Genomic DNA, 14966 nt, shown 5'->3' with positions numbered 1-14966 from the left:
GGCGTACCGGGCGCGGTGGTCGCTCCCTGTTCCGTCGGGGGGCGCTCGGACTCGCTCATGCTCCGATGGTCTCCCGGGGCGCCCGGGGAGGCCATGCGAAAGGGCCCGGCGCCCAAACGCCAGACCCTTCCGCGATGCCCTGCCGACTACTCAAGCCAGTGCCCGTAGGCCTACTTGAGCTTGGTGCCCGTCGAACGCAGGTCGGCGCACGCCTTGGTGACGCGCTCGGCCATGCTCGCCTCGGCCAGCTTGCCCCAGGTGCGCGGGTCGTAGGTCTTCTTGTTGCCGACCTCGCCGTCGACCTTCAGGACGCCGTCGTAGTTCTTGAACATGTGCGCCGCCACCGGGCGGGTGAAGGCGTACTGGGTGTCGGTGTCGAGGTTCATCTTCACGACGCCGTTCTCCAGCGCGGTGCGGATCTCCTCCTCGGTGGAGCCGGAGCCGCCGTGGAAGACGAAGTCGAACGGGTCCTGCTTGCCGTGCTTGGCGGCGATGCCGTCCTGGAGCTCGCGGAGCAGCTCGGGGCGGAGGACGACGTTGCCCGGCTTGTAGACGCCGTGGACGTTGCCGAAGGAGGCGGCCAGCAGGTAGCGGCCCTTCTCGCCCAGGCCAAGCGCCTCGGCGGTCTTCTCGACGTCGGCGACGGTGGTGTAGAGCTCGTCGTTGATCTCGTGGGTGACGCCGTCCTCCTCGCCACCGGTCGGGGTGATCTCGACCTCAAGGATGATCTTCGCCTTGACGGCCTCGGCGAGCAGCTCCTTGGCGATGGCCAGGTTCTCGTCGAGCTTCTCGGCGGAGCCATCCCACATGTGGGACTGGAACAGCGGGTTCTGCCCGGCGGCCACGCGCTCCTGGGAGATCTTCAGCAGCGGGCGGACGTAGCCGTCCAGCTTGTCCTTGGGGCAGTGGTCGGTGTGCAGGGCGATGTTGACCGGGTACTTCTTGGCCACGGCGTGCGCGAACTCGGCCAGCGCGACGGCGCCGGAGACCATGTCCTTGCTGTACTGGCCGCCCAGGAACTCCGCACCACCGGTGGAGATCTGGATGATGCCGTCGCTCTCCGCCTCGGCGAAACCGCGCAGCGCGGCGTGCAGCGTCTGCGTCGAGGTCACGTTGATGGCCGGGTAGGCGAACTTGCCTGCCTTCGCCCGGTCGAGCATCTCGTTGTAGACCTCGGGAGTTGCGATGGGCATCTGTCCGCTCCTTGTGATGTGCGGGTGAAGCTACGGATGGGCCCTGACCTAGGGGCGACGTTCATCGTCGTCCCCATCTTCCCAGACTCCCCGATTTGCTCCACACGGTGCGTCCCGGCCAGACGGCGGCCGCATACGCCGACGGGTGCGTGGTTTCACGTGAAACCACGCACCCGTCCTCGACGCCCTGGGGAAACCGCAGGTCAGGCCAGACCGAGGTCTCCGAGCTGGTAACCGGTGACGTACCGCAGGCCGGCGTCGGCGATGGCCTGGGCGGCACCGCGGTCGACGATCGTCGCCACGGCGACGACCTCGGCGCCCGCCTCGCGGGCCGCCTCCACGGCGGTCAGCGGCGAACCACCGGTGGTGGAGGTGTCCTCGACGACGAGCACCCGGCGGCCCGCGATGTCCGGGCCCTCGATGCGGCGCTGCATGCCGTGCGTCTTCTGCGCCTTGCGGACGACGAAGGCGTCCAGCTTCCGGCCGCGCGCGGCGGCGGCGTGCAGCATCGAGGTGGCGACCGGGTCGGCGCCCAGGGTCAGCCCGCCCACGGCGTCGTACTCCAGGTCGGCGGTGGCGTCCAGCATCACCTGGCCGACCAGCGGGGCGGCCTCGGCGTCGAGGGTGATCCGGCGCAGGTCGATGTAGTAGTCGGCCTCCTTGCCGGAGGAGAGGGTCACCTTGCCGTGGACCACGGCCTTGTCCTTGATCTGCTGCAGCAGGGCGTCACGCGCGTTCATGGGCATGAGCCTATGCCAGGCTCCGCCAGCTCCACGTGGTGGAGATCTCCAGCGGGTCGATGGGGGTGACCAGACGGGGCATGGTGTTCAGCCCGTTGGGCGGTCCGGACTGCGGCTCGACGCAGACGGCCTCGTCCTGCTCGTCGTAGACGACGACCCACTCGGCGCGGCTGGTGATCTTGAGCTCCAGGACCCCGGGCCAGGTCAGGGTCACCGCGACGCCGTCCGGCATGCCGAAGCAGTCGTCCCACGGGCCGGGGAGCGGGTCGATCCGCCGGCCGGTCGGCAGGTGGTCGTCGCCGCGCTCCTCCTGCCAGGCGGGGGCGAAGTCCAGTTCGGCGTCGCCGCCGGTGCCGAGGTTGCGCAGGAACCAGGGGTGCCAGCCGGCCTGGGCCGGGAACGAGTCCGAGGCCGCCTCGACGCCCATGGTGAGCGTCAGCGAGTCCTCGGCCAGCTCCACCAACTGGGTGACGCGGCCGGGGTACGGCCAGGGGGCGGCGAGGTCGTAGGTGAACGCGGCGAAGGAGTCCTCGGCCCGGGAGACCCGCCAGGCCGTGTCGCGGCCGGTGCCGTGCAGCGCGTGCGGGTGCGGGAGGTGGTTCAGGGGCATCTGGTGCGTCTCGCCGCCGTTGCGGAACCGGCCTTGGGCGATCCGCCCGCACCACGGGACCATGGGGAAGGAGCCGTACTTCGGTCCCTGGCGGAGGAGTTCGGTCCCGTCGATCCTGAGGCTGGAGAGGCGGCAGCCGTTCTCCTGGTCCACGGTCACCGCGGCCTTGCCTGCGGTCAGTGTCGTCTGAGCGTTGGTCACCCTCCCGACGATAGGCGCGTTCCGGCGCGGGCACGCGGCGGCGTCCCGGCCGGAACGCCGCCCCAGGTCACCGCCGGGGGGGGTCACCGCCTGCGGCGCAGCACCCGGCCGACGACCACGGCGGAGGCGAGGGCGACGGCCGCCGCCGGGGCCGCCCAGCGCAGGGCCGCCCGGCCGGACGTGGTCTCAGGCGCGGGGACCGGTGCGTACCGGCCGCGCGGCGGGGCGTGGTCGACCTCCTCGGCGCTGCGGCCGATCATCGTCCGGCGGGCGTGGGCCGCCTCGGCCGGCGGCTCGTCGTCCGGCAGGACCTCGGCGGGCAGCACCTCGGAGGCGGGAGCGAACGCCTCGTCGTCCAGGGGCGGCAGCTCGTCGCGGAGCGCCGCGTCCCGGACGTCCTGGGCCAGTTCCTCGGCGAGCGCGGTGGCGAAGCGGTCCAGCAGCCGGCGGGCCGTGCCCTCGGCCGTCCGGGTGTCGAACTCGGCCAGCCGGCCGGCCCGGGACACCGTTCCGGAGCAGGCCACCCGGGTGCCGCCGGGGGCCTCCTCGGGCAGGGCGCTCAGGGTGAGCGACACGGACGCCGAGCCGCGGGCCTCGGTGCCCTCGGCGGACAGCTCGTACGCGCCGTCGTGCTCGGTCAGCCGCAGCGACCCCCGGTAGGTGATCGTCGACCCGCCGATGCGCAGCCGCAGCCGGCCGGCCACCGTGATCCCGGTGTTCGCCGGCGCGCCGCCCGCGTCGTCCGTCCCGCCCTCGTCCTGCTGGAGGCCCGGGACGCACCGGACCACCCGGGCGGGGTCGGCCAGGGCCCGCCGGACGTCACCGACGGGGAACGGAACGAAAACCTCGTGCTCCATGGCAAGCGAGCCTACCCACCGGGTCCTTCACCAGGGACTCCCCGGTCGAATCCGATCGAACTTTCCGGTGGGCACGGCTTCGTGAGGTCAGTCGGCGACCGTGAAGCGCTCGCCGATGTGCCGCGGCTTCTCGATCTCGTCGACGAGGGCGACGGCGTAGTCCTCCACCGAGATGCGGCTCTTGCCGTTCTCGTCCACGACCAGGTCGTCCAGGCCGGTGCGGTAGGCGCCGGTGCGCTCGCCGGGCTCGATCAGGCCGGCCGGGCTGAGGTTGGTCCAGCGCACGTCGGTGACCGTGCGGTAGAAGTCCAGGGCGTCACCGTGGGCGTGCATGATCTGGAGCAGGAACTCGGGCAGCCCCTCCGCGTCCCAGACCTGCTTGCCGTCCGGCGTGCGCAGCGAGCCGGCGCCGCCGACCGCGATCAGCCGCGGTGCCGCGTCGCCGAGCGTCCGCAGGCCGGCGACCAGGGACTCCGCGGCGGGCTTGATGGTGGCGACGTGGCCCGGGCCGTCGCCGCCGCCGACCGCGCTGACGACGACGTCCTGGCCCTGGGCCGCGGCGGCGACGGACTGGGGGTCGAGGACGTCACCGGTGGTGACCGTGAGGTTGGCGTGCCGCTCGGTGAGCTTGGCGGGGTCGCGGACGACGGCCGTCACCTGGTGTCCGCGGTCGAGGGCCTCGCGCAGCACGCGGCTGCCGATCGTGCCGTTGGCGCCGAAGAGGGCGATCTTCGCCATGGGGTTCTCCTGAGGGATGGGGTGGGGTTCGAGGGGGATCACGCGCCGGTTCCATGCTCGTCGAGAGCACGGGTGAGCGCCTGCGCGGAGGTCGCGGGGCCGCCGAGCCGGCGGACGCCGCCGTCGGCGGTGTGCAGCAGCAGGGTGGGGAAGCTGTCCACGCCCAGCCGCCGGACCTCGCGGAAGCCGGCCAGCGCCTCCTGCCGGACGTCGGGACGGGCGTAGGCGGCGGCCGCCTCGTCCGCGTCCAGGCCGGCCTCGGCGGCGACGGCCTTGAGGGTCGCGGGGTCGGACAGGCTGCGCCCGTCGCGGTACCAGGCGCCCTGGAGCGCCCCGGCCAGTTCGAGCGTCCGCTCGGGCGCCTGCCGGGCCAGCGCGACCAGCGCCGTCGCCGCGTCGGCGGAGTCGAGCACGGTCGTGCCCTCCGCCACCGCCCGGGAGTACGCCGTGCCGAAGACCGCGCCCGTCAGCTCGGCGATCCGGGCGTCCGACTGCGGGATGTACGAGGCGTACGCGCCCACCGGCTGGGCCCGGGCGCCGGTGAACAGACCGCCGCTCAGCACCCGCAGGTCGAGCCGGTCGGCGTTCACGGCCGCGAACTCGCGGACGGTGGGGCCGTAGCCGTAGCACCAGCCGCAGTAGGCGTCGAATGCGTAGGTGACGGTCTGCCGGGGCCGTGCCATGGCGTTCACCTCGTTCTCCTCTGAGTAGTTGCCTGTGAAATCACTGTGGTGACTGATGACAACGCTACGAGGACGGAAGCGGCACAACCAGGTACGCTCGGGTCCCGTCATGGTGAAAAAGCGACACGAGTGCACGGACGCCGTCGGCGGCACCAGCCAGGCCGACAGCATCGTCGAGCTCACCTACCGGCCGCCGCCGGGCACACCGCAGGGCATCGAGGTGATGACCGTCGCGGAACTGCGCGCCCGGGCGCCCGAGGGACTGCTGCCCCGGCCGCAGCGGCTGGACTTCCACCAGCTCGTGGTCGTCGACTCGGGCGCCACCTCGCACACCGTGGACTTCACGGGCTACTGGCTGACCGAGGGCTCGGTGCTCTGGGTGCGCCCCGGCCAGGTACAGAGCTTCGGGGACGCGGCCCGGATCGAGGGCACGGTGATCCTCGCCCAGCCGAACTTCCTGCCGCCCGGCTCGCCCGTCGCGGCGCTGGCCGACGACCCGTTCCACCCCGTGCTGTGGCAGCCCGTCGGCACCGACCGCGAGGCGGTGACCTGCGCGGTACGCCATCTCGCGGCCGACTTCCGCACCGGCGCCGGACTGCCCGCCGACGTGCACGCCGACGTCCTGCGCCATCTGCTGTCCGTGCTGGTCCTCCGGCTGGCACATCTCACCGCGCCGGTGGGCAGCCGGGTCCCGGCGCCGGCGGACGCGTTCCTCCGCTTCCGCGCCGCCGTGGAACGCGACTTCGCCACGACCCACCGGGTCGCCGACTACGCCCGCGCCCTCGGCTACGCGCCCCGCACCCTCTCCCGCGCCACCCTGGCCGCGGCCGGGGTGGGCGCCAAGGAGTTCATCGACCGGCGGGTGGTGCTGGAGGCCAAGCGGCTGCTGGCCCACAGCGACCTGGCGGTCGTCCGGGTCGGGGAACGGCTGGGCTTCGAGGACGCCGCGAACTTCTCGAAGTTCTTCCAGCAGCGGGCCGGGGTGACCCCGGGAGCCTTCCGCGAGACGGCCCGCGGGTCGGGGCGGTAGGGGCCGGCGGCGGAGTTCGGCGGGCGCGCGGCCCCGGAGGACCGGGGAGCGACCGCGGCGGCGGGGCTCGGAGCGCGCGTGCGGCCCCGAGCCGGCACCGCGGCGCCGCGCTCACTCCTCGTACCGCGGACGCATCAGCGTCGACGGCGGCTCCGCCGCGCCCGGCGGCCGTACGACGGGCCGGGCGCCCACGGCGGACGCCTCGGGCAGCCCCGCGGGCAGCCCCTCGCCCCGATCCGGCCCCCGCCCCGGAGCGCCCTCCTCCGCCCGGCCGGCCAGCAGGAACCCCCACTCCTCGCCCGCCGCCCCGGCCCGGTACGCCTCGGTGGCCAGGCCGACCGACCGCAGGGTCGCGTCCACCGTCCAGAAGTCGTGCGCGTTCCCCGACACACGCCCGGCGTGCACCACCAGGCGCCCGCCGGGCGCGAGGCGCCGCGCGGCCAGCCCGTAGAACTCCTGCGAGTACAGCTTGGCGCCCCCGGGCCCGTCCGGCCCCGGCAGATCGCAGACCTCCACGTCGTAGGGGTCCCCGGCGGCCGCGGCGCGCCGCAGCCAGGCGAAGGGGTCGGCGTGCGCGACGGTGACCCGGGGGTCGGCGTAGGCGTCCCGGTTGAGGCGGCGCAGGCCGGGGTCGGTACGGGCGAGCCGCACCACCGCCGCGTCCGGCTCGACGACCGTCACCGCCGCCACCCCGGGCCGCCGCAGCACCTCGCGCAGGGCGAGGCCGTCGCCGCCGCCGAGCACCAGGACGCGCCGGTGGGGGCCGGCCGTCGCGGGCCGCACCAGCGCCTCCTGGTAGCGGGAGGAACCACCGGCGGACCGCAGCCGGCCGTTGAGGAAAAGGGCGAGCGGACGGCCGCCGCGGCCGCCCCCGGTGAGGACGATCTCCTGGAGCTCGGTGCGGACGGCGACCCGGACGTCCCCGCCGTACACCGCGTGCCGGGCGGCCCGTTCGAACGGTCCCGTGAGGGCCGAGCAGACCGCGAGCAGGGCCAGGACCAGCGCGTTCGCCGCCGTCACGGCCCGGCGGGCGCGGGCGCTGAGGTCGCCCCGGAACACCGCGAGCACCAGCGCCCCGCCCGCCACGGCGTTGATCGCACCGGTCACCAGCGCCCCGGTGAGCTGGCCGAGCATCGGCAGCAGCAGGAACGGGAAGGCGAGCCCACCGACGAGGGCGCCCACGTAGTCGGCGGCGAAGAGGTCGGCGACCGCGCCGCCCGCGTCCTGCCGCCGGACGCGCTGGATGAGGGTCATCAGCAGCGGCACCTCGGCCCCGATGAGCACCCCGATGACCAGGGAGAACACCACGAGAGCGGGCCACGCGCGGCCGTACCACGCGAAGCAGGCGTAGAGCGCCATCGCCGACAGCCCGCCGACCAGGGCCAGTACCGCCTCCACGGCCGCGAAGCCGAGCGCGGCGCGCCGCCGCAGCCGTTTGGCCAGCAGCGATCCCACACCCATGGCGAAGACCATCACCGACAGCACGACGGACGCCTGGGTGACGGAATCGCCGATGAGGTACGAGGCCAGGGCGACCAGTTCCAGCTCGTACACCAGGCCGCAGGCGGCGCAGACGAAGACCGTGATCAGCACGAGCAGACGGCCGAGCCCGGCCGGTACGGGCAAGCGTGCGGGTACCGGTCGGTAGATCATGCCGGAACGCTACGTCACGATCCGGCCACGTCACGTCACCCACACGAGTTCAATGCGGGTGTCGCACGAGCTAGTTGAGGGACGGGCCGTTCGCCAGGGGGCTCGCGCCAGGGTGGGGGGCGGCGCCCCGCGCGCCCACCGGCGTGACGCAGTCGGCGCGCACGCCCACCCGGGTGCGGGTGACGACCAGCCGCCCCTCCTGCGGGTACGCGTGCCAGGTGCGCCAGCTGACCTGGCCGTCCCGGCGCTGGGCGAGCAGGGCGGTGAAGGCGTGCGGATCGCCCGGAAACGTTCCGGCGAGCCCCTGGGGGTGTTCGGCCACCAGCGCCAGCAGCTCCTGCGCGCGCCCGGCGAAGGAGCACCGGGTCAAGGTCTCGACGCGGGCCGCGAATTCGTACTCCCAGCTGCCGACGCGCTTGGCGACGCCCAGGGGCAGTGGGGTGCTGCTGCCGGGTATGCAGGCGACCGTCTCCGAACAGCTGCCGCTGTCCTCCTCCAGAAGGACCTGGTGGGAGGCGCCGAGCAGGCGCAACTGCACCGACGACGCGTCGAGTTGGAGATCCAGTACGGCCAGCGCCGGCAGCGGTTCCCGGCCCAGGCACCAGGCCAGGTCGGCCGCGCGGGTGTCGGTGTAGCCGGTCTTGAGGGTGGTGAGCATGGGTCGGCTCCGCGAGCGAACAGTGGGGGGATGGCCGGCCCACCCGAGGAGGACCAGATCTTCGAGGCGCCGGCTCATGCCCGCTTTGGAGGCTCCCGGATCCGGCGGAGGCGATTCCGAGAATCCCAGGAGTTTTCTCTGAACGTGGCTCTGATCGAAAGGAAATCATGAAGCCAACGGCGCCCACAGCATTTTTACCCATCATCGTCGATTTTCCATCCACGCGTGGGCCGGACAGCTCACATGTTCAACGAAACAACGCCCGGCGGCAGTTGTCGCCGCCGGGCGCATATGCGGTCAAGCATGGGCCACTTGCAAATCCCCAGATCAAACGCCCTTTGCCAGGGGTTTCCCGGCGGGTTTACCCGCCGGGGGCGCACACTCCGGGCTCAGCGCGATCCGGCGGACGCCGCCCGCTCCAGCCGTTCCACGGCGTCGAGAACGGCTTCCTCGCGCTTGCAGAACGAGAATCGCACCAGATGGGACGGGGCGCCCGGGCGCACAAAGAAGGCGGATGTCGGAATGGCCACCACCCCGGCGCGCAAAGGGAGTTCACGGCAGAATCGCACGCCGTCCCCATGCCCCCACGCGCGGATGTCCGCCTGGACGAAATACCCGGCGTCCGCCCGGTAGGGGCGCAACCCGGCGCGCGTCAGTCCGTCGCTCAGCAGATCCCGGTTGCGCCCCAGCGTCCGCCGCAGCTCCGCTGCCCACTCCTCCACGCCCCCCAGCGCCCGGGCGAGCGCGTCCTGGAAGGGCGCGCCCGAGGTGTAGGTGAGAAACTGCTTCACTCCCGCCACCGCCGCCACCAGCGGCGCGGGCCCGCAGACCCAGCCGACCTTCCAGCCCGTCACCCCGAACGTCTTGCCGGCCGACGAGACGGTCAACGTCCGCTCCCGCATCCCGGGCAGCGCGGCGATCGTCCGATGGACGGGCCCGTTCCGCTCTCCCCCTTCTGCTCCTTCTGCCCCTTCTTGGCTGCCCTCGCCAAACACCAGGTGCTCGTACACCTCGTCCGTCACAACCGTCAGCCCGTGCTCGCGGCACACCGCGGCGACGGCCTCCAGTTCCGCCGATGTGAAGACCTTGCCCGTCGGGTTGTGCGGCGTGTTCAGCACCAGCACCCGGGTCCGCGGCGTGACGGCGGCCCGCAGCGCGTCCGCGTCCAGCACGAAGGCGTCCCCCTCCGTGACCAGCGGCACGGGCACGAGCTTCGCGCCCGCGAAGCGGGCCACCGCCGCGTAGGCGTCGTAGCAGGGGTCGAAGGCCAGCACCTCGTCCCCCGGATCGCACAGCCCCAGCAGCGCCCCGGCGAGCGCCTCGGTGGCGCCCGTCGTCACCAGCACCTCGCCCAGCGGGTCGTACTCCAGCCCGTACCGCCGCCGCTGGTGCGCGGCGACCGCCTCGCGCAGCGCGGGCGTGCCGTGCGCCGGCGGGTACTGGTTGGCCCCGGCCAGCACCGCCGCCGCGACGTCCTCCAGCAGCGCGCGCGGGCTGCCCAGCTCCGGCACGCCCTGCCCCAGGTTGACCGCCCCGGTGCTCCGGGCCAGCTCGGTCATCTCCGTGAACACCGACGTGCCGAGTCCCGTGAGCCGGGCCGCCGGCCCCCGCGTCCCGTTCCCCGTGCCGCCCGGCGCTCCGCCGTGCGCTCCACCGTGTTCCGCGCTCATCCGCGCCCCTCCCGGTCGTCCTCCGGACTGTCCGTGACCCGGACCACCCTAGGCGGACGCGAACACCCGTGCCCGGGTACCGGGCGCCGCCGTCCCGGTGCGCCAGCCGGGTGGAAGCCGCGCCCCCTACGGGCGTGACGCGCCACGCGCGCGAGGCCCCGGACGCATGGTCGGTATGCCGCACGTTCCGCACCGTCCGTACCGGCGCCGTCCCCGGCGCCCCGACCGGTCCCGCCGCCCGGCCCGTCCCCGCGGGGCCCGGCCGCGCCCTCCCCGGCCGGCCCGGGAGGTGCCCCGAGGAGGTCCCGTGTCCGCCGACACCGCCGTGCCCGTCCGTGCCCCGGAGCCGCGCCGCGCCCCCGCCGGCGGCCAGGCCCGGCGCCGGGAACGGGCGCGCGAGGCGCTGCGCCGCGCCCTGCCCGCGCTCGTGCTCTACGCCGCGGCCCGGCTGGCCGGCGTGGCCACGATGGCCTCCTGGGCCTGGTCCACCGGCCGCCACCCGCGCACCCTGCTCGGCCACTCCTGGGACGCGATCTGGTACGCGGGCATCGCCGAGGACGGCTACGGACTGATCCTCCCGTCCCCCACCAGCCACTCGGTGATCTACAGCGACTACGCGTTCTTCCCGCTCTTCCCCGGCCTGGTGCACGCGGTGACCGTGCTGACCCCGTTCTCGATCGTCTCCGCGCAGCTCGTCGTCGCCTGGACCGCCGCGGCCTGCGCGGCCTGGGGGATCTACGCCGTCGGCGAGCGGCTGTACGGGCGGCGGGCGGCCACCTGGCTGGTGCTCCTCTGGGGGCTGCTGCCCCACTCCATCGTGCAGACGATGGGCTACACGGAATCCCTGATGACCGCCCTCGCCGCGTGGGCGCTCTACGCCGTCGTCACCCGCCGGCACCTCTGGGCGGGGGCGCTCGCGCTGGCCGCCGGGCTCTCCCGGCCCAACGCCATCGCCGTCGCCGCCGCCGTCGGCTGCGCCACGCTGGCCATCCTGCGCCGGGAACCGCGCTCCCGCGCCGACTGGCGGCTGTGGACCGGCCTCGCGCTCGCCCCGCTGGGGTGGGCCGGTTACGTGCTGTGGGCCGGCCACCGCTCGGGGTTCGGCCCGCTGGGCTACTTCACCGTGCAACGGCGGTGGGGGTCGCGGTTCGACTTCGGCGCCGACGCGTTCCGGTTCGTCCGGCACCTGTTCACCGGCCGCGACGGGATGGCGTACTACGGCTCCCTGGGCGTCCTGGTCGTCGCGCTGGTCGCGCTCGTCTTCCTCGTGCTGGAACGGCCGCCCGCCCCACTGCTGGCCTACACCCTGGTGCTGTGCGTGATCGCCCTCGGCGGCTCCAGCTACTTCGCGTCCAAGCCGCGCTTCCTGCTGCCCGCCTTCCCGCTGCTGATCCCGCTGGCCCTGGGCATGACGAGAGCCCGGTCGCGCACCGTCGCGGTGACGGTCGGCGCGCTGGCCGGGCTCTCGTTGGTCTACGGGACCTACCTGGTGACGGCGGCCCGGCTGCCCATGTAGGGCCGGGGCTGCCCATGCAGGGCCCGGGCCGGCGTCGTCCGGAGGATCAGGCGTCGGCGTCGGGCTTGTCGCCGCCGTCGCCGTCGCCGGACTCCAGGTCCTCCTCCAGACCCAGCTGCTCCACGAGCCAGCGGTCGAACTCGACCGAGGCGCGGACCCAGCTGACGGTGCTGGACACGAAGTGCTCCAGCGACACCCCGACGCCGATCAGCATCTGGGCCTCGCCGATGAGGCGGACCGTGCCGTCGTCGTTGGTGTGCGTGTAGACCTTGGGCCACAGGGTGCGGCGGTTCCAGTCGTCGATGACCTCGAGCAGCTTGCCCTTGTCGTCGATGCCGTGCGGCCGGTCGTAGAACGTCCGCACGGAGAAGACCTGCTGCTCCTCCTCACCGCGGAACATGAAATACGTACGGAACTGCTCCCACGGAGCCGCGAGGTCACCCTCGTCGTCCACGAGGTACTTCAGCTCCATCTGCTCCAGGAGCTGCTTGACCAGGTCCTGGTCGGGGATGACGGGACCGGCCGGGCCCGTCTCTTCGGGCTGCGGCTCGGGCTGGCCCCCGAAATTCGGAATCGAGGACGGGTCGATGCTCACCGTGGATTTCCCTTCGTACGGTTGCGGCCATCCTCCCCCACACCAGCCCCTGCCCCGCAACCCCTGGCGCATGCGTCGCTCACCGACCACGCGCCAGGGGGGCACTCCGGGCCGTCCGGAGTCCGGGCCGACGGGCCGCCCGGGCCGGCGGGCCGCCGCCTTACGACGCCGCCCGCACCGACAGCCCGTCCTCGCCCGGGACCCGCTCCACGCGGACCGTGTCGCCGTCCCGCACCTCGCCGGCGAGGATGGCGCGCGCGAGCTGGTCGCCGATCGCGGTCTGCACCAGGCGGCGCAGCGGCCGGGCGCCGTAGGTGAGGTCGGGCGCCTCGTCCGGGCCCTCGTGGCCGAGCGCGGCCAGCCAGCGCAGCGCGGACTCGTCGACGTCCAGAGTGAGCCGCCGGTCGGCGAGCCGCCGCTGGAGCTGGTCGATCTGGATGCGGGCGATCCGCTCCAACTGGCCGGTGCCCAGCGGGTGGAACACCACGATGTCGTCGAGCCGGTTGAGGAACTCCGGGCGGAACGCGGTCCGGACCGTCTCCAGCACCTTCTCCCTCTTCTGCTCCTCCTTCAACAGCGGGTCGACCAGGAACGTCGAGCCCAGGTTGGAGGTGAGGATGAGGATGGTGTTGCGGAAGTCGACCGTCCGCCCCTGGCCGTCGGTGAGCCGGCCGTCGTCCAGCACCTGGAGCAGGATGTCGAAGACCTCGTGGTGGGCCTTCTCCACCTCGTCCAGCAGCACCACGGTGTACGGCCGGCGCCGCACCGCCTCGGTGAGCTGGCCGCCCTCCTCGTAGCCGACGTAGCCGGGGGGCGCGCCGACGAGGCGGGCGACGGAGTGCTTCTCGCCGTACTCGCTCATGTCGATGCGGACCATCGCCCGCTCGTCGTCGAACAGGAAGTCCGCGAGCGCCTTGGCCAGCTCGGTCTTGCCGACGCCGGTCGGGCCGAGGAAGAGGAACGAACCGGTGGGCCGGTCGGGGTCGGCGATCCCGGCGCGCGAGCGGCGCACCGCGTCGGAGACCGCCCGGACGGCCTCCTCCTGCCCGATCAGCCGCTTGCCCAGCTCCTCCTCCATGCGCAGCAGCTTCTGGGTCTCGCCCTCCAGCAGCCGGCCGGCCGGGATGCCCGTCCAGGCCGCCACGACCTCGGCGATGTCGTCGGGGCCGACCTCCTCCTTGACCATGAGGTCCCGGGAGGCCGCCTCCTGCTCGGCCTCGGCCTCCGCGGCCTCCTCCAGCTCCCGCTCGACGGCCGGGATCTCGCCGTAGAGCAGCTTGGACGCGGTGTCGAAGTCGCCGTCGCGCTGGGCGCGCTCGGCCTGCCCGCGCAGGTCGTCGAGGCGCTCCTTCAGCTCGCCGACGCGGTTGAGGGACTGCTTCTCCTTCTCCCAGCGCGCGGTGAGCCCGCGCAGCTCCTCCTCCTTGTCGGCGAGGTCGCGGCGGAGCTTGGCCAGCCGCTCCTTGCTCGCCTCGTCCGTCTCGTTGCGGAGCGCCAGCTCCTCCATCTTGAGCCGGTCGACGGCCCGCTGGAGCTCGTCGATCTCCATCGGCGAGGAGTCGATCTCCATCCGCAGCCGGGAGGCGGCCTCGTCGACCAGGTCGATCGCCTTGTCCGGCAGGAACCGGGAGGTGATGTAGCGGTCCGAGAGGGTGGCGGCCGCGACCAGCGCCGCGTCCGCGATCTGCACCTTGTGGTGCGCCTCGTAGCGGCCCTTGAGCCCGCGCAGGATCGCGATGGAGTCCTCCACCGACGGCTCGGCGACCAGCACCTGCTGGAAGCGCCGCTCCAGGGCCGGGTCCTTCTCGATCCGCTCCCGGTACTCGTCCAGCGTCGTCGCACCGACCATGCGGAGCTCGCCGCGGGCGAGCATCGGCTTGAGCATGTTGCCCGCGTCCATCGCCGAGTCCCCGCCGGCGCCCGCGCCGACGACGGTGTGCAGCTCGTCGATGAAGGTGATGATCCGGCCCTCGCTGGCCTTGATCTCCGCCAGGACGGTCTTCAGCCGCTCCTCGAACTCACCGCGGTACTTGGCACCGGCCACCATCGCGCCCAGGTCCAGCGAGACCAGCCGCTTGTCCTTCAACGACTCCGGGACGTCGCCCTTCACTATCCGCTGCGCCAGCCCCTCCACGACGGCCGTCTTGCCGACGCCCGGCTCGCCGATGAGCACCGGGTTGTTCTTGGTGCGGCGGGAGAGCACCTGCACCACACGGCGGATCTCGTGGTCCCGCCCGATGACCGGGTCGAGCTTGCCGTCCCGCGCGGCGGCGGTGAAGTCCGTACCGAACTTCTCCAGCGCCTTGTACGTGCCCTCGGGATCGGCCGTCGTCACCCGCTGCCCGCCGCGCGCCTTCTCGAACGCGTCGAGCAGCCGCTTGGCGGAGGCCCGCTGCTGCTCCAGCAGCTCGGCGACCCGGCCGCCCTTGGCGGCCAGCCCGATCAGCAGGTGCTCGGTGGAGATGTACTCGTCCCCCAGATCACGGGCCCGCTCCCCGGCGTCCACCAGCACCGCCTGCAGCTCCCGGGTGGGCTGCGGGGGCGCCACGGTCGACCCCTGCACACTCGGCAGCCCGGCCAGCACCCGCTCGGCCCCGCCGCGCAGCACCGCGGCGTCCGCCTCCACGGCGGCCAGCAGGTCGAGCAGGTTCTCGTTCTCCTGCCCGGCCAGCAGGGCCAGCAGCAGGTGGGCGGGGGTCATATCGGCATGCCCGGCCGACACGGCCCGCTCATGGGCGGCGCTCAGCGCCTCACGGCTCTTGTTGGTCAGCTCGGCATCCACGACGGGGAGCTCCTCCTCGGGTTCGCTTCTTCATCCTGCT

The 14966-nt window shown here is 73.3% G+C and carries 13 protein-coding genes; 2 read left to right on the top strand and 11 right to left on the bottom strand.

From position 1 onward, the window contains the following. Positions 1-170 precede the first annotated feature (170 nt). The 6 genes from fbaA to K7I03_RS17125 all read right to left on the bottom strand — a co-directional run bounded on the left by fbaA (position 171) and on the right by K7I03_RS17125 (position 5022). Positions 171-1193: a class II fructose-bisphosphate aldolase gene (gene fbaA / locus K7I03_RS17150; protein WP_185944371.1), complete on the bottom strand. Its 1023-nt coding sequence runs from the start codon at positions 1191-1193 to the stop codon at positions 171-173. A gap of 203 nt (positions 1194-1396) precedes the next feature. Further along, a complete protein-coding gene (pyrE, locus tag K7I03_RS17145) occupies positions 1397-1933 on the bottom strand; it encodes an orotate phosphoribosyltransferase (protein WP_185944370.1) in 537 nt (178 codons plus the stop codon). A gap of 10 nt (positions 1934-1943) precedes the next feature. After that, complete coding sequence (locus tag K7I03_RS17140; protein ID WP_185944369.1) at positions 1944-2744, bottom strand: aldose epimerase family protein; 801 nt, start codon at positions 2742-2744, stop codon at positions 1944-1946. A gap of 83 nt (positions 2745-2827) precedes the next feature. After that, positions 2828-3601, bottom strand: a complete 774-nt coding sequence (locus tag K7I03_RS17135) for an SRPBCC domain-containing protein (RefSeq protein ID WP_185944368.1) — start codon at positions 3599-3601, stop codon at positions 2828-2830. Between the two features lie 87 nt (positions 3602-3688). Further along, positions 3689-4339: an NAD(P)-dependent oxidoreductase gene (locus tag K7I03_RS17130; RefSeq protein ID WP_185944367.1), complete on the bottom strand. Its 651-nt coding sequence runs from the start codon at positions 4337-4339 to the stop codon at positions 3689-3691. Between the two features lie 38 nt (positions 4340-4377). Beyond that, complete coding sequence (locus K7I03_RS17125; protein WP_185944425.1) at positions 4378-5022, bottom strand: DsbA family protein; 645 nt, start codon at positions 5020-5022, stop codon at positions 4378-4380. Between the two features lie 109 nt (positions 5023-5131). Between K7I03_RS17125 and K7I03_RS17120 the strand changes: the two genes are divergently transcribed. After that, positions 5132-6052 (top strand): helix-turn-helix domain-containing protein, encoded by a 921-nt coding sequence (locus K7I03_RS17120; protein ID WP_185944366.1) that lies wholly within the window; start codon positions 5132-5134, stop codon positions 6050-6052. Positions 6053-6163: 111 nt separating this feature from the next. Here the strand turns inward: K7I03_RS17120 and K7I03_RS17115 are convergent, their stop codons facing one another. The 3 genes from K7I03_RS17115 to K7I03_RS17105 form a co-directional block, all read right to left on the bottom strand. Next, on the bottom strand, positions 6164-7705 hold the full coding sequence (locus K7I03_RS17115) for a polyamine aminopropyltransferase (protein ID WP_185944365.1): 1542 nt from the start codon (positions 7703-7705) through the stop codon (positions 6164-6166). 70 nt (positions 7706-7775) lie between these two features. Further along, positions 7776-8363 carry a DUF2617 family protein gene (locus K7I03_RS17110; protein ID WP_185944364.1) on the bottom strand — a complete coding sequence of 196 codons (588 nt, stop codon included), beginning with the start codon at positions 8361-8363 and terminating at the stop codon, positions 7776-7778. A 389-nt stretch (positions 8364-8752) separates the two neighbouring features. Then, on the bottom strand, positions 8753-10033 hold the full coding sequence (locus K7I03_RS17105) for an aminotransferase class I/II-fold pyridoxal phosphate-dependent enzyme (RefSeq protein ID WP_221903296.1): 1281 nt from the start codon (positions 10031-10033) through the stop codon (positions 8753-8755). Between the two features lie 307 nt (positions 10034-10340). Here K7I03_RS17105 and K7I03_RS17100 point away from each other — a divergent pair, with 307 nt between their 5' ends. Beyond that, positions 10341-11549 carry a hypothetical protein gene (locus K7I03_RS17100; RefSeq protein ID WP_185944363.1) on the top strand — a complete coding sequence of 403 codons (1209 nt, stop codon included), beginning with the start codon at positions 10341-10343 and terminating at the stop codon, positions 11547-11549. 46 nt (positions 11550-11595) lie between these two features. On the opposite strand, the gene K7I03_RS17095 is transcribed toward K7I03_RS17100, so the two are convergent. Together K7I03_RS17095 and clpB are read right to left on the bottom strand one after the other, a co-directional pair. Further along, the gene (locus tag K7I03_RS17095) at positions 11596-12144 is read right to left on the bottom strand and encodes a YbjN domain-containing protein (RefSeq protein WP_185944362.1); all 549 of its coding nucleotides are present in this window, start codon (positions 12142-12144) and stop codon (positions 11596-11598) included. 160 nt (positions 12145-12304) lie between these two features. Next, positions 12305-14926 (bottom strand): ATP-dependent chaperone ClpB, encoded by a 2622-nt coding sequence (gene clpB, locus K7I03_RS17090; protein ID WP_185944361.1) that lies wholly within the window; start codon positions 14924-14926, stop codon positions 12305-12307. Positions 14927-14966: the final 40 nt, after the last annotated feature.

Source organism: Streptomyces mobaraensis (assembly GCF_020099395.1).
GTDB lineage: Bacteria > Actinomycetota > Actinomycetes > Streptomycetales > Streptomycetaceae > Streptomyces.
This window is presented reverse-complemented; position numbering and strand designations above follow the sequence as displayed.

Excerpts from the sequence above, each read along its gene's own strand:
- pyrE (WP_185944370.1), bottom strand. The coding sequence starts at position 1,933 with ATGAACGCGCGTGACGCCCTGCTGCAGCAGATCAAGGACAAGGCCGTG.
- K7I03_RS17135 (WP_185944368.1), bottom strand. The coding sequence starts at position 3,601 with ATGGAGCACGAGGTTTTCGTTCCGTTCCCCGTCGGTGACGTCCGGCGG.
- K7I03_RS17105 (WP_221903296.1), bottom strand. The coding sequence starts at position 10,033 with ATGAGCGCGGAACACGGTGGAGCGCACGGCGGAGCGCCGGGCGGCACG.
- K7I03_RS17110 (WP_185944364.1), bottom strand. The coding sequence starts at position 8,363 with ATGCTCACCACCCTCAAGACCGGCTACACCGACACCCGCGCGGCCGAC.
- fbaA (WP_185944371.1), bottom strand. The coding sequence starts at position 1,193 with ATGCCCATCGCAACTCCCGAGGTCTACAACGAGATGCTCGACCGGGCG.
- K7I03_RS17130 (WP_185944367.1), bottom strand. The coding sequence starts at position 4,339 with ATGGCGAAGATCGCCCTCTTCGGCGCCAACGGCACGATCGGCAGCCGC.
- K7I03_RS17125 (WP_185944425.1), bottom strand. The coding sequence starts at position 5,022 with ATGGCACGGCCCCGGCAGACCGTCACCTACGCATTCGACGCCTACTGC.
- K7I03_RS17120 (WP_185944366.1), top strand. The coding sequence starts at position 5,132 with ATGGTGAAAAAGCGACACGAGTGCACGGACGCCGTCGGCGGCACCAGC.
- K7I03_RS17115 (WP_185944365.1), bottom strand. The coding sequence starts at position 7,705 with ATGATCTACCGACCGGTACCCGCACGCTTGCCCGTACCGGCCGGGCTC.